General features: G+C 69.2%; 19 protein-coding genes and 2 pseudogenes. 14 read left to right on the top strand and 7 right to left on the bottom strand.

Going from position 1 to position 18,419, the window contains the following annotated elements; translation table 11 throughout:
- The first annotated feature begins 48 nt into the window (after positions 1–48).
- The 5 genes and pseudogenes from QQY66_RS19100 to QQY66_RS19080 all read left to right on the top strand — a co-directional run bounded on the left by QQY66_RS19100 (position 49) and on the right by QQY66_RS19080 (position 4,381).
- Positions 49–1,188 carry a 5-(carboxyamino)imidazole ribonucleotide synthase gene (locus tag QQY66_RS19100; protein ID WP_301981558.1) on the top strand — a complete coding sequence of 380 codons (1,140 nt, stop codon included), beginning with the start codon at positions 49–51 and terminating at the stop codon, positions 1,186–1,188.
- A gap of 20 nt (positions 1,189–1,208) precedes the next feature.
- On the top strand, positions 1,209–1,706 hold the full coding sequence (gene purE, locus QQY66_RS19095) for a 5-(carboxyamino)imidazole ribonucleotide mutase (protein ID WP_367667085.1): 498 nt from the start codon (positions 1,209–1,211) through the stop codon (positions 1,704–1,706).
- Positions 1,703–2,890, top strand: a complete 1,188-nt coding sequence (locus tag QQY66_RS19090) for a dipeptidase (protein WP_301981556.1) — start codon at positions 1,703–1,705, stop codon at positions 2,888–2,890. The genes purE and QQY66_RS19090 overlap by 4 nt, the downstream gene beginning before the upstream one ends.
- Before the next feature lie 26 nt (positions 2,891–2,916).
- Positions 2,917–3,054: pseudogene (locus QQY66_RS19085) on the top strand (type II toxin-antitoxin system Phd/YefM family antitoxin); the annotation flags it as partial.
- 187 nt (positions 3,055–3,241) lie between these two features.
- Positions 3,242–4,381, top strand: coding sequence for a dipeptidase (locus QQY66_RS19080; protein WP_301981555.1), 1,140 nt, complete (start codon positions 3,242–3,244; stop codon positions 4,379–4,381).
- Here the strand turns inward: QQY66_RS19080 and QQY66_RS19075 are convergent, their stop codons facing one another.
- Positions 4,382–4,777, bottom strand: coding sequence for a VOC family protein (locus QQY66_RS19075; protein WP_301987394.1), 396 nt, complete (start codon positions 4,775–4,777; stop codon positions 4,382–4,384). It lies immediately after the preceding gene.
- A 17-nt stretch (positions 4,778–4,794) separates the two neighbouring features.
- Positions 4,795–5,154 carry a VOC family protein gene (locus QQY66_RS19070; RefSeq protein WP_301981554.1) on the bottom strand — a complete coding sequence of 120 codons (360 nt, stop codon included), beginning with the start codon at positions 5,152–5,154 and terminating at the stop codon, positions 4,795–4,797.
- 91 nt (positions 5,155–5,245) lie between these two features.
- Here QQY66_RS19070 and QQY66_RS19065 point away from each other — a divergent pair, with 91 nt between their 5' ends.
- Positions 5,246–5,746 carry a CGNR zinc finger domain-containing protein gene (locus tag QQY66_RS19065; protein WP_301981553.1) on the top strand — a complete coding sequence of 167 codons (501 nt, stop codon included), beginning with the start codon at positions 5,246–5,248 and terminating at the stop codon, positions 5,744–5,746.
- Positions 5,747–5,780: 34 nt separating this feature from the next.
- Here the strand turns inward: QQY66_RS19065 and QQY66_RS19060 are convergent, their stop codons facing one another.
- Together QQY66_RS19060 and QQY66_RS19055 are read right to left on the bottom strand one after the other, a co-directional pair.
- A complete protein-coding gene (locus QQY66_RS19060; RefSeq protein ID WP_301981552.1) occupies positions 5,781–6,971 on the bottom strand; it encodes a hypothetical protein in 1,191 nt (396 codons plus the stop codon).
- 181 nt (positions 6,972–7,152) lie between these two features.
- Positions 7,153–8,496 carry a UDP-glucose/GDP-mannose dehydrogenase family protein gene (locus QQY66_RS19055; RefSeq protein ID WP_301981551.1) on the bottom strand — a complete coding sequence of 448 codons (1,344 nt, stop codon included), beginning with the start codon at positions 8,494–8,496 and terminating at the stop codon, positions 7,153–7,155.
- 174 nt (positions 8,497–8,670) lie between these two features.
- Between QQY66_RS19055 and QQY66_RS19050 the strand changes: the two genes are divergently transcribed.
- From QQY66_RS19050 to QQY66_RS19040, 3 genes are all read left to right on the top strand, one after another.
- Positions 8,671–9,828, top strand: a complete 1,158-nt coding sequence (locus tag QQY66_RS19050; RefSeq protein WP_301981549.1) for an acyl-CoA dehydrogenase family protein — start codon at positions 8,671–8,673, stop codon at positions 9,826–9,828.
- A gap of 165 nt (positions 9,829–9,993) precedes the next feature.
- Entirely contained in the window at positions 9,994–10,569 is a 576-nt protein-coding gene (locus QQY66_RS19045; RefSeq protein ID WP_301981548.1) for a hypothetical protein, read from the top strand.
- Complete coding sequence (locus QQY66_RS19040; protein ID WP_301981547.1) at positions 10,535–11,572, top strand: site-specific integrase; 1,038 nt, start codon at positions 10,535–10,537, stop codon at positions 11,570–11,572. The genes QQY66_RS19045 and QQY66_RS19040 overlap by 35 nt, the downstream gene beginning before the upstream one ends.
- Positions 11,573–11,697: 125 nt before the next feature.
- On the opposite strand, the pseudogene QQY66_RS19035 reads toward QQY66_RS19040, so the two are convergent.
- A pseudogene (locus tag QQY66_RS19035) lies at positions 11,698–12,355 on the bottom strand (M15 family metallopeptidase).
- 75 nt (positions 12,356–12,430) lie between these two features.
- Between QQY66_RS19035 and QQY66_RS19030 the strand changes: the two are divergent.
- Positions 12,431–13,222, top strand: coding sequence for an SAM-dependent methyltransferase (locus tag QQY66_RS19030; protein ID WP_301981546.1), 792 nt, complete (start codon positions 12,431–12,433; stop codon positions 13,220–13,222).
- Between the two features lie 151 nt (positions 13,223–13,373).
- Entirely contained in the window at positions 13,374–13,739 is a 366-nt protein-coding gene (locus tag QQY66_RS19025; protein ID WP_301981545.1) for a four-helix bundle copper-binding protein, read from the top strand.
- A gap of 63 nt (positions 13,740–13,802) precedes the next feature.
- Here the strand turns inward: QQY66_RS19025 and QQY66_RS19020 are convergent, their stop codons facing one another.
- Positions 13,803–15,077 carry an LCP family protein gene (locus tag QQY66_RS19020; protein WP_301981544.1) on the bottom strand — a complete coding sequence of 425 codons (1,275 nt, stop codon included), beginning with the start codon at positions 15,075–15,077 and terminating at the stop codon, positions 13,803–13,805.
- Positions 15,078–15,196: 119 nt separating this feature from the next.
- Between QQY66_RS19020 and QQY66_RS19015 the strand changes: the two genes are divergently transcribed.
- The gene (locus QQY66_RS19015; RefSeq protein WP_301981543.1) at positions 15,197–15,754 is read left to right on the top strand and encodes an acyl-CoA thioesterase; all 558 of its coding nucleotides are present in this window, start codon (positions 15,197–15,199) and stop codon (positions 15,752–15,754) included.
- A 9-nt stretch (positions 15,755–15,763) separates the two neighbouring features.
- On the opposite strand, the gene QQY66_RS19010 is transcribed toward QQY66_RS19015, so the two are convergent.
- A complete protein-coding gene (locus tag QQY66_RS19010; protein ID WP_301981542.1) occupies positions 15,764–17,122 on the bottom strand; it encodes an LCP family protein in 1,359 nt (452 codons plus the stop codon).
- Here QQY66_RS19010 and QQY66_RS19005 point away from each other — a divergent pair.
- Positions 17,106–17,285 carry a hypothetical protein gene (locus QQY66_RS19005; protein WP_301981541.1) on the top strand — a complete coding sequence of 60 codons (180 nt, stop codon included), beginning with the start codon at positions 17,106–17,108 and terminating at the stop codon, positions 17,283–17,285. The genes QQY66_RS19010 and QQY66_RS19005 overlap by 17 nt on opposite strands.
- 89 nt (positions 17,286–17,374) lie before the next feature.
- Positions 17,375–18,412, top strand: a complete 1,038-nt coding sequence (locus tag QQY66_RS19000; protein WP_301981540.1) for a glycosyltransferase family 2 protein — start codon at positions 17,375–17,377, stop codon at positions 18,410–18,412.
- The last annotated feature ends 7 nt before the right edge of the window (positions 18,413–18,419 follow it).

Raw genomic sequence — 18,419 nt, 5'->3', positions numbered from 1 at the left:
GAAAGGCGCGGAAACCGGCCGCGGTGGCGTGACCGATACCCTGGGGTCGTGACGTTCCCGGTAGTCGGCATGGTCGGCGGGGGCCAGCTCGCTCGTATGACACACGAGGCAGGCATCCCGCTCGGCATCAGGTTCAAGCTCCTCAGTGACACCCCTCAGGATTCCGCGGCGCAGGTCGTCAGCGATGTCGTCATCGGCGACTATCGCGACCTGGACACGCTGCGCGCCTTCGCACGCGGCTGTGACGTGATCACCTTCGATCACGAACACGTCCCGACGGAGCATCTGCGGGCCCTCGAAGCGGACGGCATCCCCGTCCGCCCCGGCCCCGACGCGCTCCAGCACGCCCAGGACAAGGGCGTGATGCGCGCGAAGCTCGACGCGATCGGCGTGCCCTGTCCGCGGCACCGCATCGTCGGCGATCCGCAGGACGTCGCCGCGTTCGCGGCGGAGGGGGACGGCTTTCCCGTCGTCCTCAAGACCGTCCGCGGTGGCTACGACGGCAAGGGCGTGTGGGTCGTACGGACCGTCGAGGAGGCCGCGGAGCCCTTCCGCGCCGGCGTTCCCGTGCTCGCCGAGGAGAAGGTCGACTTCGTACGGGAGCTGGCCGCGAACGTCGTACGGTCGCCGCACGGTCAGGCCGTCGCGTACCCGGTCGTGGAGTCCCGTCAGGTCGACGGCGTCTGCGACACGGTCATCGCGCCCGCCCCCGACCTCGCCCCGGCGCTCGCCCTGCGCGCCGAGGAGATGGCCCTGCGCATCGCCAAGGAACTGGACGTCGTCGGTCACCTCGCCGTCGAGCTGTTCCAGACCCGCGACGGCCGCATACTCGTCAACGAGCTGGCGATGCGCCCGCACAACTCCGGTCACTGGACCCAGGACGGCGCGATCACCTCGCAGTTCGCCAATCACGTCCGGGCCGTCCTCGACCTCCCGCTCGGCGACCCGCGTCCGCGCGCCAAGTGGACGGTCATGGTCAACGTCCTCGGCGGCGATTACCCCGACATGTATTACGCGTACCTGCACTGCATGGCACGCGACCCCCAGCTCAAGATCCATATGTATGGCAAGGACGTGAAGCCCGGTCGCAAGGTGGGCCACGTCAACACTTACGGCGACGATCTGGACGACGTGCTGGAGCGCGCCCGTCACGCTGCCGGCTATCTGAGAGGCACGATCACAGAATGAGCCCCGTAGTTGGCATCGTCATGGGGTCGGACTCCGACTGGCCCGTCATGGAGGCCGCCGGACAGGCCCTCGACGAGTTCGAGATCGAGTACGAGGTCGACGTCGTCTCGGCGCACCGGATGCCGCGCGAGATGGTCGCGTACGGGGAGCAGGCGGCCGAGCGCGGGTTGAAGGTGATCATCGCGGGGGCGGGTGGCGCCGCTCATCTGCCCGGCATGCTCGCCTCCGTCACCCCCCTCCCGGTCATCGGTGTCCCGGTGCCGCTGAAGTACCTCGACGGCATGGACTCGCTGCTGTCCATCGTGCAGATGCCTGCCGGCGTCCCGGTCGCGACGGTCTCCGTCGCCGGAGCGCGCAACGCCGGTCTCCTCGCGGCCCGTATCCTCGCCGCCCACGACGAGGAACTCCTCGGCAGGATGCGGGAGTTCCAGCAGGAGCTGAACGACCAGGCGACCGAGAAGGGCAGGCGCCTGCGCGGCAAGGTCGAGGGCACGAACGGCTTCGGTTTCGGGACGTGACGGCCGTGAGCTCTCTGCAGGCAGCCCGGGAACTCCTGCGCGAGTTCCCCGTCGTCGACGGGCACAACGACCTGCCCTGGGCACTGCGCGAACAGGTTCGCTACGACCTCGACGCCCGCGACATCGCCACGTCCCAGAGCGCCCATCTGCACACCGACATCCCGCGCCTGCGCGAGGGCGGCGTCGGTGCGCAGTACTGGTCGGTGTACGTCCGCGCGGACCAGCCCGAACCGGTTGCGGCGACGCTGGAACAGATCGACTGCGTACGGCAGTTGCTGGCCCGTTACCCGAAGGACCTGAGGCCCGCGACGACGGCCGCCGACATGGAGGCGGCGCGCGCGGAGGGCCGTATCGCATCGCTGATGGGCGCCGAAGGCGGCCACTCCATCGCCAACTCCCTTGCCACGCTACGGGCGTTGTCCGCGCTCGGCGTGCGCTACATGACCCTCACCCACAACGACAACGTCGACTGGGCGGATTCGGCGACGGACGAGCCCGGTGTCGGTGGACTGTCCGCCTTCGGCCGTGCGGTCGTGCGGGAGATGAACCGCGAGGGCATGCTCGTCGACCTCTCGCACGTGGCGGCGACGACCATGCGGGACGCGATGGACGCGACCCTGGCGCCGGTCATCTTCTCCCACTCGTCCGCGCGGGCCGTCTGCGACCACCCGCGCAACATCCCGGACGACGTCCTGGAACGCCTGTCGGGCAACGGCGGCATGGCGATGGTCACCTTCGTGCCGAAGTTCGTGCTCCAGGCGGCGGTGGACTGGACGGCCGCCGCCGACGAGAACATGCGCGCGCACGGCTTCCACCACCTCGCCACCACACCCGAGGCGATGAAGGTCCACCGCGCCTTCGAGGAACGCCACCCGCGCCCGGTCGCCACCGCGTCCACGGTCGCCGACCACCTCGACCACATGCGCGAGGTCGCCGGCATCGACCACCTCGGCATCGGCGGCGACTACGACGGCACGGCCTTCACCCCCGACGGCCTGAACGACGTCTCCGGCTACCCCAACCTGATCGCGGAGCTACTCGACCGCGGCTGGTCGAAGCCCGACCTCGCCAAGCTCACCTGGCAGAACGCGGTACGAGTACTCGGCGCCGCGGAGGACGTGTCCCGCGACCTTCAGGCGACGCGGGGGCCGTCCAACGCGACCATCGGGGAACTGGACGGCTGAGCACGAAGGAATGGATGCGACGGCACATGACCATAAGCGCCAGCGAAGCGCGCCGGGATCTGTTCGCCCTCATCAAGCGCGTCAATGACGATCACACCTCTGTGCGTATCAGCTCCAAGGGCGGCGACGCCGTCCTCATGTCCGCCGACGACTGCGAGTCCTGGCCCCGTGCGGGTGAAGAGTGACGGGTGTTCATTTCGACCCGGACGGCTGGAAGACTTCCTGAAGGCCCGCTATCACTACGACTGAGGTGAATGCCGGGCCCCAAACGCCTCATCCGCCAGGAAACTCCTCGCGCGCCGTGCGACGGTGACCGTACCCCCCGGACGATCACGACGTACGGAGCCCGCCATGGCAGACCTCCAGGACGAAGTGCACACGACGGCCGACGTCGACGGGCCGGACGAGCCGTTCACGGGCGAGGGCGAGGATCCGGTGGGTTCCGGTTCCGAGGAGTCCTTTCTGGCCGTCTCCGGCCCGGGCGCCGACCCCCTGGAGCGCGCTCACGCCATTCTCGCCGCGCATCCTGTCGCCGACGGGTACAGCGGGCTGCCGTGGGCGCTGCGGCATCTGTCCTTCTACGACCTGGAGACCGGTGAGGCCGCTGTCGACACGGACATGCCGCGGCTTCGGGAGGGGCATGTGGGGGCGTTGTTCTGGTCGCTGCATCTGCCGGAGGGGATGGATGGTGACCGGGCTGTCGGCGCGACGCTGGAGCAGCTGGATCTGGTGCGGACTGTGGTCCGTACGCATCCGGAGGGGCTGCGGCTGGCCTGTACCGCCGGGCAGGCCACGGATGTGCTCCGATGCGGTCGGGTCGCCGTGCTGCTCGGGCCGGCCGGAGCCGCCGGGATCGGTGACTCGCTGGGCATCCTGCGTTCCCTGTGCGCCCTCGGCCTGCGTGTCCTCACGCTGTCCGGGGTGTCCTGGGCGAGTGAGGCCGGGCTGACCCGGTTCGGTGAGGAGGTCCTGCGGGAGATGAACCGGCTCGGCGTCCTCGCCGACCTCTCCGGCGCGTCCGAGGAGACCGTCCGCCGCGCCCTCGTGGTCTCCAAGCCCCCCGTCCTGTGCACCCGTTCGGCCGCCGCCGCCCTGCGCCCGCACCCGGCCAACCTCCCCGACGACCTGCTCGCCGGGCTGGGTGAGGCCAAGGGCCTGTGCATGGTGCCGCTGACCGCCAAGCAGACCGGCCCGACCGTCCGCGACGTTGCCGACCACCTCGACCATGTACGCGCGCTCGCGGGCGCCGACTGCGTCGGACTCTCCGGCACCTACGACGTCGGCACCGCCCACCCGCGTGAACTCGCCGACGCCTCCTGCTACCCACGCCTCATCGCCGAGCTTCTCCACCGAGGCTGGACCGAGACCGATATCACCCTGCTGACCTGGGGAAACGTTCAGCGAGTGCTCCGCGGCGCCGACTTCGCGGCGCGCGCAGCACAGCAGCGCCGCGAGCCGTCGACAGCGAAGATCGCCGAACTGGACGGGTGATCAACCCTCCGGGATCATGCACAGGCAGAACGGATGCCCCGCCGGGTCGGCGAACACCCGGAAGTCCTTCTTGCCGCCCTGGTCGTCCAGGTCGAGCGGCCGCGCCCCCAGCGCCAGCACCTTCTCCTGCGCCGCGTCGACGTCCGCCCAGCTGGAGCCCGCGTCGAAGTCCAGATGGAACTGCTGCCCGTTCCGGTCCGCCCGCGGCCACTCCGGTGGTGTGTAGCCGGGCGAGGGCTGGAAGGCCAGCCGGGGACCGCTGGGCACCTGGAGTACGACCCACTCCGGGTCCTCCTCCTGCGGGGTGCCGCCCGCGATCGCGGCGTAGAAGCGCGCCAGTGCGACGGGATCGGGGCAGTCGAGGACGACATTACGGATGCGGGCCACCGGTGCCATGACGTACTCCTCCTCGGTCAGCTGGCGCACAGACAGAACGGGTGCCCCGCCGGATCCGCGTACACACGCCAGCCCCGCGAGCGGTCCGCGGCGTCCAGCGGCTGTGCGCCGAGCGCCAGCACGCCCTGCTCGGCGGCGTCCAGATCGTCGACGGTCAGGTCCAGGTGGAACTGCTGCGAGTGATCGGCCGCCGGCCACTTCGGCGGTACGTATCCGGGGGCTTCCTGGAAGGAGAGCGACTGACCGCCGGGCACGGCCAGGTCCACCCAGTCACCCTCGCCCTCCACGGTGCCGCCCAGCAGCTCGGCGTAGAAACCGGCCAGTGCGCGCGGGTCGGGACAGTCCAGGACGACGACGCCCAGTTTGGCGAGAGCCATGACTTTCCTCCTGTCTGGAGTTACCTGTATGTGCCGCTCTACCGGTAACGCGGTTACTCCATGCTCCCCTATAGGGGGTAACGTCGCAACCATGAATGACAGAACGGCCGCACCCGGCGGGCTCGCCCTCGTGGAGGCGCTGGTCAACACCGTCGACCTGGAATCGGGCATCGACGGCCTGGAGACCGCCGAGGTACGGGACCGGTTCGGCATCACGGAACGGGACCTGACGGACGTACGAGAGCTGCGCGAGTCCCTGCGTGCCGCCTGTCTCGCGCACGCCGGGCACCCGCCGCACCGCGAGGTGACACCGCTGGGCGAGCTGCTGGCGCGCGCGCCGCTGTACGTCGCCGTGGACGAGAGTGACGGCTCGGCGACCCTCGCGCCCGCCGACGACGGCCCGCTGCTCTCCCGGGTCGCGGCAGCCGTGGCCCAAGCGCTGACGGAGGGCACCTGGCTGCGCCTCAAGGCCTGTGAACTGCCCGAATGCCACTGGGCGTACTACGACCGCAGCCCAGGCGGACGCCGCCGCTGGTGCTCGATGCAGGTGTGCGGGGCGCGCGTGAAGATGCGGCGGTACCGGGCGAAGTAGCTCTGCCGGCGAGCCGGCAGGGCGGCTCTCCGGGTCAGCCGCCCGCGAAGTAGGAGGCGATCACGCCCCGCATGAAGTTCGCGTCGTCACTGAGATCGACGCTCACGTTGCCCGCGGCCCAGATCTCGTGGGTGCCGGGGACGAGATCGAGTTCGCTGACGTCGAAGTCCTGCCGCCGGTCCGCCTTGGTGATCTTCCCGGAGCGGCCCGCTACCGGCTTCGGCGCCTTGATCATGTGCAGCGCACCGTCGGCCGTCCGGTGGAGTCCGTCGCCCAGGACGAACCCGCCCGCGCCGTCCCGGGTCCCGAACGACCCGAGATCGGGGTTCTTGCGCCGCGCGGTGTCGAGGGACCTCGGCGCCTTGCTCCAGCGCTTGCCGTCCCAGTGCAGGGCGATCGTCGTCTCGTGCTCCTCCTCGCCCGTCCAGTACCGATGGGCGCCGAACGCCCAGACGTCGTCCCGGGAGACGGTGACGATGTCGGACAGCGAGGCGCCGTCCTCCGGATCCGGCTCGGGGCGATGGAACTCGGGCGTCGGGACCAACCGCCACTTCTTCCCGTCGAAGTGCATGGTCGCGGGCTGGTCGTCGCGGAAGCCCACCGCCCACACGTCGTCCGGGCCGTTCGCGGCCAGCGCGCCGGCCTGATCGACGGGGAGGTCCTGGCCGGTCCAGCGCTTGCCGTCCCAGTGGAGCAGGTCGGCCTGTGTGGTCTCTGAGCCCGCGTTCAGCGCCCATACGTCGTCGGGCGCCAGGACGGCCACGTCCGACACGCTGAAGTCCACCGATGCCTTACGCCACCTGCGGCCGTCCCAGCGGACCGCTGTCGACGTCGTCTCGAAATCGTCGGTGCTCAACGTCAACTGGCTGGCGAACAGCCACACGTTTCCGGGATCGGAGGCGTCCAGGTGCATGTTGGAGAACTCCGCGCCCTTCGCCCGGCGCAGCGGCAGCTCGGCGCGCTTCCATGTGGCGCCGCGGCGGTGCAGCAGGTGGTACTCGGTGGGGCCGTCGTCCGGTATCCGGTTGGCGAGCGCCCAGCCCTCGTCCTCGGCGGTGGCGGCCAGGTCGACCACGGCTCCGTCAGGGGACGGGCTGACGTAATCCAGGTGCCAGCGTGTCCAGCGCGGCTTCGCGTCGTCGCTTCCCTCACTGTCGCATCCGGTCGCCGTCACCAGCAGGAACGCCGCCACCACCGCCGCGATCGCCCTTGGCCCTGAGAACATGCCGGGACCGTAAGGGAACTCTTCCGGGACGGGTCCCCATGCGGTGAGCCATCACGGCTGTACCCGGATCTCCTGGGAAGCGGTCTCCGCGATGCGGCCGAGGTGTGGAGAATAGGGGTGGACGCCGCTCCGGCCGACTGAGCCTCGGCCGGACCGGCGTCCACCCTCGGACGCAGCTTGATCAGGCGGTCGGACGCCCCATCGCGCGGTACGACCATCCCGCCCGCCGCCACAGCTCCGGGTCGAGGGCGTTGCGTCCGTCGAGCAGGACACGGGCCTTGGCGACCTCGCCGAGCGCGGCCGGGTCCAGCTCGCGGAACTCGCGCCACTCGGTGAGGTGGAGTACGACGTCGGCGCCCCGGACGGCCTCGACGGCGGTGTCGGCGTAGCCGAGCGTCGGGAAGAGTCTGCGGGCGTTCGCCATGCCCTTCGGGTCGTACACCGTGACCTGGCCGCCCTGGAGGTGGATCTGCCCGGCGACGTTCAGCGCGGGGGAGTCACGGACGTCGTCCGAGTCCGGCTTGAAGCTGGCGCCGAGCACGGCGACCCGCTTGCCGAGGAAGGAGCCGCCGCCGAGCGCCTCCCGCGTCATCTCGACCATCTGGCCGCGGCGCCGCATGTTGATGGAGTCGATCTCACGCAGGAAGGTCAGCGCCTGGTCGGCCCCCAGCTCACCGGCGCGCGCCATGAAGGCCCGGATGTCCTTGGGTAGACAGCCGCCGCCGAAGCCGATCCCGGCCCGCAGGAACTTCTTGCCGATCCGGTCGTCGTATCCGATCGCCTCGGCGAGCTTGGCGACATCGCCGCCCGCGGCCTCGCACACCTCGGCCATCGCGTTGATGAACGAGATCTTGGTCGCCAGGAAGGAGTTCGCGGACGTCTTCACCAGCTCGGCGGTCGGGAAGTCGGTGACGACGAAGGGCGTGCCCTCGGCGACCGGCGTGGCGTACACCTCGCGCAGCAGCTTCTCCGCCCGCTCGCTGCGCACACCGGCGACGAGCCGGTCGGGGTGCAGGGTGTCCTGGACGGCGAAGCCCTCGCGCAGGAACTCAGGGTTCCAGGCCAGCTCGGCGTCCGGGCCGGCCGGCGCGTGCGTGGCGAGGTAGGCGGCGAGGCGCTCGGCGGAGCCGACGGGGACGGTGGACTTGCCGACGACGAGGGCGGGGCCGGTGAGACGCGGGGCGAGCAGCTCGAAGGCGCTGTCGACGTAACTCATGTCGGCCGCGTAGTCGCCATGGCGCTGCGGGGTGTTCACGCACACGAAGTGGACGTCGCCGAACGCGGCCACCTCGGCCCAGTCCATCGTGAAGCGCAGCCGGCCGGAGGACCCTTCTATGCCCGCGACATGCTTGCGCAGCAGTTCCTCGAGGCCCGGCTCGAACATCGGGACCTGGCCCCGCTGCAGCATCTCGATCTTCTCGGGCACCACGTCGAGGCCCAGCACCTCGAACCCGAGCTCCGCCATGGCCGCGGCATGTGTGGCGCCGAGATAGCCGGTGCCGATCACGGTGATCTTGAGGGCCATGGGTGCTCCAGGAGTCTTCGTCGGCAGTGCGGGGCCGAGCATAGTCGGAGGGTCTGACGGGCAATTTTCCCGCTGTCGCCAAGCTCACGTACCCGTCCTGTGGGCCTGCCCCTAAAATTTGAGTTACTTAACGGTAATTAGCGCCAGCATCACAGCTTTGGAGCGTGAGAGACCTTGGCCGGATCGGCTGACTTCGACCTGTACCGCCCGTCCGAGGAGCACGACATGCTCCGTGACGCCATCCGCTCGCTGGCCGAGGCGAAGATCGCGCCGTACGCCGCAGCGGTGGACGAGGAGGCCCGTTTCCCGCAGGAGGCGCTGGAGGCGCTGGTCGCCAATGACCTGCACGCCGTTCACGTACCGGAGTCGTACGGCGGCGCGGGCGCCGACGCCCTCGCCACGGTGATCGTGATCGAGGAGGTGGCGCGTGTGTGTGCGTCCTCCTCCCTCATCCCCGCGGTGAACAAGCTGGGCTCGCTCCCGGTGATCCTCTCCGGCTCCGAGGACCTGAAGAAGAAGTACATGACGCCGCTCGCCAAGGGCGACGGAATGTTCTCGTACTGCCTCTCCGAGCCGGACGCGGGCTCGGATGCGGCCGGCATGAAGACCAAGGCGGTCCGCGACGGCGACCACTACGTGCTGAACGGCGTGAAGCGCTGGATCACCAACGCGGGCGTGTCCGAGTACTACACGGTCATGGCGGTGACCGACCCGACGAAGCGCTCCAAGGGCATCTCGGCCTTCGTCGTCGAGAAGTCCGACGAGGGCGTCTCCTTCGGCGCCCCCGAGAAGAAGCTCGGGATCAAGGGCTCCCCGACCCGCGAGGTCTACCTGGACAACGTCCGCATCCCCGCGGACCGCATGATCGGCGAGGAGGGCACCGGCTTCGCCACGGCGATGAAGACCCTCGACCACACCCGCATCACCATCGCCGCCCAGGCCCTCGGCATCGCCCAGGGCGCCCTCGACTACGCCAAGGGCTACGTCCAGGAGCGCAAGCAGTTCGGCAAGGCGATCGCCGAGTTCCAGGGCATTCAGTTCATGCTGGCGGACATGGCCATGAAGCTGGAGGCGGCCCGCCAGCTGACGTACTCGGCGGCAGCCAAGTCGGAACGGGGCGACGGCGACTTGACGTTCTTCGGGGCCGCCGCCAAGTGCTTCGCCTCGGATGTGGCGATGGAGGTCACTACGGACGCGGTCCAGCTCCTCGGTGGTTACGGCTACACGCGCGACTACCCCGTCGAGCGCATGATGCGCGACGCCAAGATCACGCAGGTGTACGAGGGGACGAATCAGATCCAGCGGATCGTCATGGCCCGCAATCTGCCGTAAGGAGTCGTGGTGTTCAGGGGTGGAGCCCGTCGGGGCGCCACCCCTGTTTCATGAAGGGAGAGAAACACGGAACATGCCTTGAGCCGTGTTTTGTGTTCTAGACTAAAGTCGCGCCGGAACCACCCGGCACCTGGTGGCTGCTGAGTGTCGCGCTACGTTCGACGCGTGACTGATGAACGTGGAGATGTCGAATTGCCCGAGGGATGGCGGGTGGATGGGGAGCGACTCATCCATGAGGCCGAGTTGCATGGTTGGAGGCTGACTGTGGTGAGCGTTCTGGGCGCACCATGGGACGGCCCGTCCAGTCTTCGTATCGACCCCCCCGCCGATCTCGATGAGGTGGCCGGGACGGACGGCATCACAGCGGAACTCATGCGGTCCATCTCCATGGCGGAGATCCGCAGGACGACGAAGGAGCTTCGCGCGCGACTCGGCTATGCGATCGACGGGGCCCAGACAGGCGCCGTGCTCGACAGAGTTGAGACGGACCTTGACTACGCAATGATGTCCCTCGCGTACGTCCGTTTGGTGGAGCAGGGGTACCGGAGCCCGGTCACGCGGCTGTCAACAGCGTGGGGGATGAGCCGGAACACCATCAGCGGCCGTATTCGGCGAGCGCGTGCGATGGGTTTCCTCGACGGGCCACCAGGCAAGCCCGCTGACCGCCTGACCCGTAAGGCCAGGCGGTGCCTGGAGGGGGAGGAATATGAACCCGACCGAGACCGTCCCGACCGGGAATGAGCCACTAGTCGTGGTCTTCGAGCGATGGGCGACCACGCGTGGACTGGAGAACAGCAGTGTCAAGCAGTACCGGACGATGCTGAGCCGAAGCGTGGCTCCCTACTTCGGGACAAGAGCGATCGGGGCAGTCGGCCCGTCGGACATCGAGGAATGGGTCGCATGGATGGCCCACGAGCGCAGGTACAAACCATCCACGACGAGGTTCCGCTTCAGCCTCCTCATGTCGATGTTCACATGGGCGATGGAACACGGGATGGCTGACAGCAATCCCTGTAAGGGGGTTGGGCTCCCGGCCAGTCGGGCCAGGGTGCATCGTGATCAACGGGCCGAAGTGCACGTTCCCCATGCGGAAGTGGTGCATTCGGTCATCGGTGCGGCGCCCGAGCGGTACCGAGGCATGTTCTGGCTGATGGCGGGGTGCGGCCTCCGGCTCGGTGAGGCCATGGGTATCGGCCGTGACCGGGTCCACTTCAAGGACGGAACACTCACGGTCGACCGGCAGGTCGCCTGCGACGGGGATACGGGATCGGGGAAGTACGGCCGCATGCGTCTGCGGCACATCAAGTGGCGTGAAGAAGGAGACCGAGGGAGGCAGGTCCCACTTCCCGAGGTGGTCGCCCTGGCCGTGCGCAGGCACCTCAAGGAGTACGAGACGTGGGGGCCTGAGGAGTTGCTGTTCAGCAACGTGACTGGCACCGGCCTGCTGTACCCGTACTACTGGTATTCCAGGATCTGGAAGCCCGCCTTGGCCGGAGCGGGCGTCGACTACTTCAAGCCGCACAGTTTCCGGCACTTCTACGCGGCTTCCCTGGTCTCCCAGGGGGTGCCGGTGACAGAGGTCTCGGCGTGGCTCGGTCACTCGTCCGTGAGCTTCACGGAGCGGTATTACGGCGACCTCATGCCGGATGCTCCGGACCGTGCCAGGCTTGCCATCGACGGTGCCCTCGGGCTTGTGCGCCCAGCGGACGGGACCCCGATGGCAAGGCTCTTTGGTGTGGCTTGACGACAGTGTGGGCCGTGAACCGGCCTCGGCTTGCCTTCCCGGATGAGGCCGAAGCGACCGCAGCGCGGCCCTCGGAGGCCCTCAACGGCGTGGATGACGAGGCCTGCATGCATGTAATCCGGGGTTCACCTGGTGATGTCGAACGGCCCGTACAGCGCCACCGCCTCCCCGCTCGCCAAAGCCCAGTACCGGTCCCCGAAGGACCAATGCCACCACTTCGTGGGGTAGTTGACGAGCCCCGCGGCCGTGAGTACGGCACCCAGCACCTCCCGGTTCGCCCTGGCCTCCTCGCTGATGTTGCCGGCGTCGGTGTAACAGGCGCCCTCGCTGTCCTCGGGGCTCGCGTTCAGGTGGGTGCCCAAGTCCAGCTCGCGGCCGGAGATTTTCGCCAGGGTGAGGTCGACGGCGGCGCCGGCGCTGTGGGGGGGCGATCTCGGGTGGGGAGACGTAGCGGCTTGCCGCCGAGTGGATTCGGTCGGCGGGCCAGTCGGGGTGGGCGGCGCGGAGTTCGGCGGCGTACTCCTCGAAGTACGTCCGCTGGAGGGAGGGCGGGCGGTAGCCCTCGACGAAGAGCAGGCGCAGGCCCTGCGGGAGCATCAACCGGGCTTTGAGGAGCCGTTGCAGGACGCCTTCCCGCAGGTGGGCGAAGGCGGCGGACGGGTCCTGCTTTCGGGTGTCCACCAGCAGCGAGCCTTCGCGGCGGACGGCGACGAGGGGTTCGCCGCACTCCACGACGGGTTTGGCGGCGACCCTCGGGTCCGACATCAGGACGATCTCGTTCATGGTGCGATCACCTCCAATCGCACCAAACCTCGGGAGGCGCCCCCATGGGTGCGTTTTCGGCCTTAACTTGGTCGCATGATTGGCTCCTCTCGATTCCGCACCGATGTGTCGCACTCGGCGCGGATCTGGAACTACTGGCTCGGCGGCATGGGCCACTACCCGGTGGACGCCGAGGTCGGCGACCGGATCCTTTCGCTCGTGCCGGCGCTGCCCCGGTCGGCCGTCGCGGACCGGCGGTTTCTGGCGCGTTCTGTGCGGTATCTCGCCGAGGAGGCGGGAATCCGGCAGTTCCTGGACATCGGGACCGGGCTGCCCACCACCGACAACACCCATGAGATCGCCCAGCGGGTGGACCCGTCGTGCCGGATCGTCTGTGTGGACAACGACCCGCTCGTCTTCGCCCACGCCCACGCACTGCTCAACAGCACGCCGGAGGGTGCCGCCGTCTTCATCGAGGGCGATGTGCACGCCCCCGAGGCGATCCTGCGGGACGCGGCCGAGACGCTGGACTTCGGCCGCCCCGTCGCGATCACCATGCTGGGCATCCTGAACTTCGTGATGCGCACCGACGAGGCCGTCTCCGTCGTGCGCCGGCTGCTGGACGCCGTACCCTCCGGCAGCTACCTGGTCGTCTCCCACCCCACCACCGAGGTCGACGGCGAGGCGATGACCAAGGCGGTGGACTACTGGAACGGGGAGGGGACGGCGCCGATGACGCTGCGCAGCCGTGCCGAACTCGTCCGGTTCTTCGAGGACGTCGAGATCCTGGAGCCCGGCATCGTCACCTGCTCCCGCTGGCGCCCGGACGCCGCGGACGGCGAGAGTGCCGACGTCACCCACTTCGGCGGCGTGGGCAGGAAGCCGTAATTGGCATGGGCGGGATGCCCGTAATCGGCGCGCATGGCGGAATGCTCGCGTCCGTCCCGTGGCGGACTGGCGGGTAGGGGCGTACCACGGAAGGGCGAGGGAGCCAACCCTGCGCGGGTCCACGCGGGCCCCGCCGATCCGAGGAGGAACCATGCAGCAGCAGTCCACCAGCATGACCGCGATGAGCAAGCAGATGCAGGACTGCGTCGAGGCGTGCATGACGTGCCACAGCGTGTGCGAGGAGACCATGAGCTCCTGCATGCAGATGGGCGGCCAGGCTCAGATGCAGATCATGCGCGCGCTCATGGACTGCGCCGAGACGACCCGTATGTGCGCGGACATGATGATGCGCCGCTCGCCCATGTCGGCCGAGATGTGCGCGATGTGCGCCAAGGCCTGCGACATGTGCGCCGAGGCGTGTATGTCCATGCCGGACGACCCCCAGATGATGCGCTGCGCCGAGGCGTGTCGCCGCTGCGCCGCGACCTGCCGCACGATGGCCGGCGCCACGATGTGACGCCCGCCTGAACGCGCTCAAGGGCACCCCGAGGGGTGCCCTTGATGCTGCTTGCCGTGCCCGTCAGTTGCCCGAGACGGTGACCTTCTCGTCGTTCTTCAGCTGGCTGACCAGCGTCTTGACCTTGGCCTCGTCCCAGACGAGGTTGCCGCCGGAGGAGCCGGAGATCGGCATGTTCATGGACTTGCCGTCGCCGCCGGTGACGCCCTTCATCGCCCAGAACATGTCCGCCAGGTCGAACAGGCTCATGTCCTTGTCGACGACGAGGGTGTCGAGGCCCGCGCCCATCGTCGGGTAGAGCTTGAAGGGGTTGAGGACCGTGCTCGGCGTCGCGGTCTGGTTGGCCAGGGCCGCGAGGAACTTCTGCTGGTTCTTCGTACGGTCCAGGTCGCTGCCCGCGAGCGCGTACCGGGTGCGGACGAAGGCCAGGGCCTGCTCGCCGTTCAGGGTCTGCGGGCCCGCCTCGAAGTTCGCGCCGGACTTGGTGTCCTTCATCCCGCCCTTGGGGATGTCGATCTCCACGCCGCCCACCGCGTCCACGATGTTCGCGAAGCCCGCGAAGCCGATCTCGACGTAGTGGTCGATGTGCAGGCCCGTGTTGAACTCCACGGTCCGTACGAGCAGTTCGGGACCGTCCTCCGCGTAGGCCGCGTTCAGCTTCACGTGCCGGCCCGTGCCCTGGAACGTCTTGCCGGACTCGGAGCCGACGAAGGTCGGGATCTCCACGTCCGAGTCACGCGGCAGGGAGATCAGCGTCGGGCCGTTGTCGCCGGTGTGCAGGATCATCATCGAGTCCGTGCGCTTGCCCTCGGCAGATCCGGTGTGCAGCTTCTTCTTCTCCTCCTCCGACATACCGGCACGGCTGTCGGAGCCGACGATCAGATAGTTCGTGCCCGCGCCCGCCTCCGGCCGGTCGATCACCTTCGACAGGTCGACATCGCGGTTGAGCTTGGAGTCGGCCCAGAAGTACGTGCCGATGGACACCACGACCAGCAGCGTCACCAGCGTGAGTGCCGTCCACTTGATGCGGCGGCGCCAGTTCGGCCGGGGCCGCGGGTTATACGGGTCGTCAGGGCCGCCCGGCCCCCCGCCGCCGGGGGTGCCGTAGACCTGTCCTGTGTTGTAGCCGCTGTCGTACGCGTCGTCGTAGCCGCCATTGACGTACGACTGCTGCTGCGGGACCCCGCCGCCGTACGCGCTCTGCCCGGGCGGTGCCGCCGCCGGGCCGCGGCGGACCTGCCGCATCACGCGCGCGCCCTCGGGCTGTGCGCTCGCGCTGCCGCGTCCGTACCGGCCGCCGCGGTTGTCGTCGGACCATGCCTCGGGCCAATCGTTCATGCGCCCCAGTGTGCAGGGCACGGCCGTGTCCCTTACAAGGTTCGTCGGAAAATCAGGGCGCGGCTGTTGCGAATCTGACACAAAGTCCGCGCATGTCGACTCGGCATAAGGTGGGGGTCATGACAGACCAGGCCAGCGCCACGGAATCCGACACCGCGGCCATACCGGGCAAGCTCATCTCGGCCTCCCGCACCACCCTCAGCCACATCATGACCCACAGCGACACCAACCTGCTGGGTACGGTGCACGGCGGAGTGATCATGAAGCTGGTCGACGACGCGGCGGGCGCGGTGGCCGGCCGGCACAGCGGCGGTCCCGCCGTCACGGCCTCCATGGACGAGATGGCCTTCCTCGAACCGGTCCGCGTGGGCGATCTGGTCCATGTGAAGGCCCAGGTCAACTGGACCGGCCGGACCTCGATGGAGGTCGGTGTGCGGGTGCTGGCCGAGCGCTGGAACGAGTCCACCCCGCCCACCCAGGTCGGCTCGGCCTACCTCGTCTTCGCCGCGGTCGACGCCGACGGCAAGCCGCGCCCCGTGCCACCGGTGATCCCGGAGACGGAGAAGGACAAGCGGCGCTACCAGGAGGCGCAGATCCGCCGAACCCACCGGCTGGCGCGACGCCGGGCGATCATGGACCTGCGTGAGCGGCGTGCGGCCGAGGGCTTCGAGGACTGACCCCGGCTCTCACCCGCACTTCACCTCGTCCCCCCGTACCACCCCGGGCTCCGTCTGCTCCGGATCGTCGGCCCGCACCTTGCGCACCTCCCGGAAGTCCGGCCCGACGATCACCTTCAGCATCGGCCCCTGCCCCTTGACCGCGCGCAGCTCGCTCCCCGGCAGCGCGGCGGCCAGCGTCTTCGCGGAGCGGTCCCAGCGGGGGTCGAAGGTGACGACCGTCCGCTTCACGGCTTCCCGCGCCGTCACCGGTTGCCGGGTGGTCAGGAACCCGCTCGCCGCCAGCTGCTTGTCCGCGCGCGTGCCGAGCCCTGGGGTGGGCGACCCGTTCTCCACCTGGACGCGGATCTGCTGCGGGGCCACCTCGACGCTGACGGCCGTGCTCTTCGGCCGTTGCAGGGCCAGTGGCTTGTCCTGGCGCAGGGCCTGGAAGATCCGGTCCGCCTTGACGGGGTCCCACTTCAGCGTGGAACCGACGTCCTTGACGGCGTATCCCATCTGGCCGATCGGCACGGTCGTGAACTCGGACGAGGAGGGGGAGAAGTTCCGCATCGCCCGCCCGAGGTCCAGCAGTTCGTCCGTGCCGAAGCCCTTGTTGGCCCGCACGGAGCCGAGCACCGCCCGCGTCACGTCCCGGAACTTGATCGGGTTCAGCAGCACCCCGGACGACGTGGCCTGGTCGATCAGCGCGGCCATGAACCGCTGCTGCCGCTTCATCCGGCCGAGGTCGGAGGCCCCGTCGACATGCCGGGAGCGGACGAACTGCAGCGCCTCACCGCCCCTCAGCTGATGCGTGCCGGCCGGCAGGTCGAGCCCGGTGTACATGTCCTTCATCGGCTCGGCGAGGCAGATCTTCACGCCGCCGACGACGTCCACGGTCTTCATGAAGCTGGTGAAGTCGACCTCCAGATAGTGGTCGATCTTCACATGCGTCATGTGCTCGACGGTCCGCACGGTCAGCTGCGGCCCGCCCTCCGCGTACGCAGCGTTGATCTTGAGGGGATGGCCGTGGTGCCGCTTGCCGGTGGTCTGGTCGACATGCGGGGGCGTCTCGGCGTACGAGTCGCGCGGCAGGCTCACCACGCTCGCCCGCTCCCGGTCCTCCGAGATGTGCACGATCATGATCGTGTCGGTGCAGTGGCAGGGCTCGCCGCCCAGCCGGTACTCGCGCCGCTCCGCCTCGCCGATCTTGTCGCGGCTGTCGGTGCCGACCAGCAGCACGTTCATGCCGTCGCCGGCCTGCGGACGGTTCTTCATGTCCTTGAAGGGGTCGACCCGGGCGATGTCGGAGTCGAGGCTGGTGATCACCGAGTGCCCGATGCCGGCGGAGGCGAGGATCACCACGGACAGCGTGGTCACCACCCGCATGGCCCAGCGCGGCTTGTTCCGCCGTACGGGCGGCCGCGGCGCACGGGACGTCGGCTGGGGGCGGCGCGGCGTCTGGGCTCTGGACCGAGGCGGCGTGGGCGGCGTGGGCAAGGAAGGACACCTCCGCGAGGGCCGTACGGTGGGCTGCGTGTGGGATTTGTGAGCACCGTAGGCCCATACGATCTGTGGCCCGGGGCACCGCCACCGGCGGGGCGCATCGCTGTCCCCCATTCGCGGTAACGTGAGCCTCCTATGAACGCCAAGCCCGACGTGCAGCTCCCCGCCGTGTCCGTGATCATGCCCGTCCTCGACGAGGAGCGGCATCTGCGCGGAGCCGTCCAAGCGATCCTCGCGCAGGAGTACGCCGGCGAGATGGAGGTCGTGATCGCCCTCGGTCCGTCCACGGACCGCACGGACGAGATCGCCGCCGAGTTGGTCGCCGAGGACCCTCGTGTGCACACCGTCCCCAACCCGACCGGCCGTACGCCGGCCGCGCTGAACGCCGCGATCAAGGCCTCCCGCCATCCGATCGTCGTCCGCGTCGACGGACACGGCATGCTCTCGCCGAACTACATCGCGACGGCCGTACGGCTCCTGGAGGAGACCGGCGCGCAGAACGTCGGCGGCATCATGCACGCCGAGGGCGAGAACGACTGGGAGCACGCGGTCGCCGCCGCGATGACGTCGAAGATCGGCGTGGGCAACGCGGCCTTCCACACGGGCGGCGAGGCACAGCAGGCCGAGACCGTGTACCTCGGGGTCTTCCGGCGCGAGGCGCTGGAGCAACAGGGCGGCTACAACGAGGAGTTCATCCGCGCCCAGGACTGGGAGCTCAACTTCCGGATCCGCGAGGCGGGCGGGCTGATCTGGTTCTCGCCCGAGCTGAAGGTGTCGTACCGGCCGCGGCCGAGCATGCGCGAACTCGCCAAGCAGTACCGGAACTACGGCCGTTGGCGGCACGTCGTCGCCCGCTACCACGAGGGCTCCATCAACCTGCGCTACCTCGCCCCGCCGACCGCCGTGTGCGCCATCGCGGCGGGCGTGGTCGTGGGCGCACTGGTGACGCCCTGGGGCTTCGTGATCCCCGGCGGCTATCTCGCGGCGATCGTCCTCGGCTCCGTCCCCGCGGGCAAGGGACTGCCGCTGAAGGCACGGCTGCAGATCCCTGTCGCGCTCGCCACCATGCACATGTCGTGGGGCTGGGGCTTCCTGACCAGTCCCCGCTCGCTGGCCCGCAAGGTGATCGCGAGCCGACGCCCCGCGGTGCGGGTGGACGCCGACGCGCGCTGACGGGTGG

It is taken from the genome of Streptomyces sp. DG2A-72 (genome assembly GCF_030499575.1).
Lineage (GTDB): Bacteria > Actinomycetota > Actinomycetes > Streptomycetales > Streptomycetaceae > Streptomyces.
This window is presented reverse-complemented; position numbering and strand designations above follow the sequence as displayed.

Coding starts and splice junctions, on each gene's coding strand:
- purE (WP_367667085.1), top strand. CDS start 1,209: ATGGGGTCGGACTCCGACTGGCCCGTCATGGAGGCCGCCGGACAGGCC.
- QQY66_RS19080 (WP_301981555.1), top strand. CDS start 3,242: ATGGCAGACCTCCAGGACGAAGTGCACACGACGGCCGACGTCGACGGG.
- QQY66_RS19075 (WP_301987394.1), bottom strand. CDS start 4,777: ATGGCACCGGTGGCCCGCATCCGTAATGTCGTCCTCGACTGCCCCGAT.
- QQY66_RS19070 (WP_301981554.1), bottom strand. CDS start 5,154: ATGGCTCTCGCCAAACTGGGCGTCGTCGTCCTGGACTGTCCCGACCCG.
- QQY66_RS19065 (WP_301981553.1), top strand. CDS start 5,246: ATGAATGACAGAACGGCCGCACCCGGCGGGCTCGCCCTCGTGGAGGCG.
- QQY66_RS19060 (WP_301981552.1), bottom strand. CDS start 6,971: ATGTTCTCAGGGCCAAGGGCGATCGCGGCGGTGGTGGCGGCGTTCCTG.
- QQY66_RS19055 (WP_301981551.1), bottom strand. CDS start 8,496: ATGGCCCTCAAGATCACCGTGATCGGCACCGGCTATCTCGGCGCCACA.
- QQY66_RS19040 (WP_301981547.1), top strand. CDS start 10,535: ATGAACCCGACCGAGACCGTCCCGACCGGGAATGAGCCACTAGTCGTG.
- QQY66_RS19030 (WP_301981546.1), top strand. CDS start 12,431: ATGATTGGCTCCTCTCGATTCCGCACCGATGTGTCGCACTCGGCGCGG.
- QQY66_RS19025 (WP_301981545.1), top strand. CDS start 13,374: ATGCAGCAGCAGTCCACCAGCATGACCGCGATGAGCAAGCAGATGCAG.
- QQY66_RS19020 (WP_301981544.1), bottom strand. CDS start 15,077: ATGAACGATTGGCCCGAGGCATGGTCCGACGACAACCGCGGCGGCCGG.
- QQY66_RS19015 (WP_301981543.1), top strand. CDS start 15,197: ATGACAGACCAGGCCAGCGCCACGGAATCCGACACCGCGGCCATACCG.
- QQY66_RS19010 (WP_301981542.1), bottom strand. CDS start 17,122: ATGCGGGTGGTGACCACGCTGTCCGTGGTGATCCTCGCCTCCGCCGGC.
- QQY66_RS19000 (WP_301981540.1), top strand. CDS start 17,375: ATGAACGCCAAGCCCGACGTGCAGCTCCCCGCCGTGTCCGTGATCATG.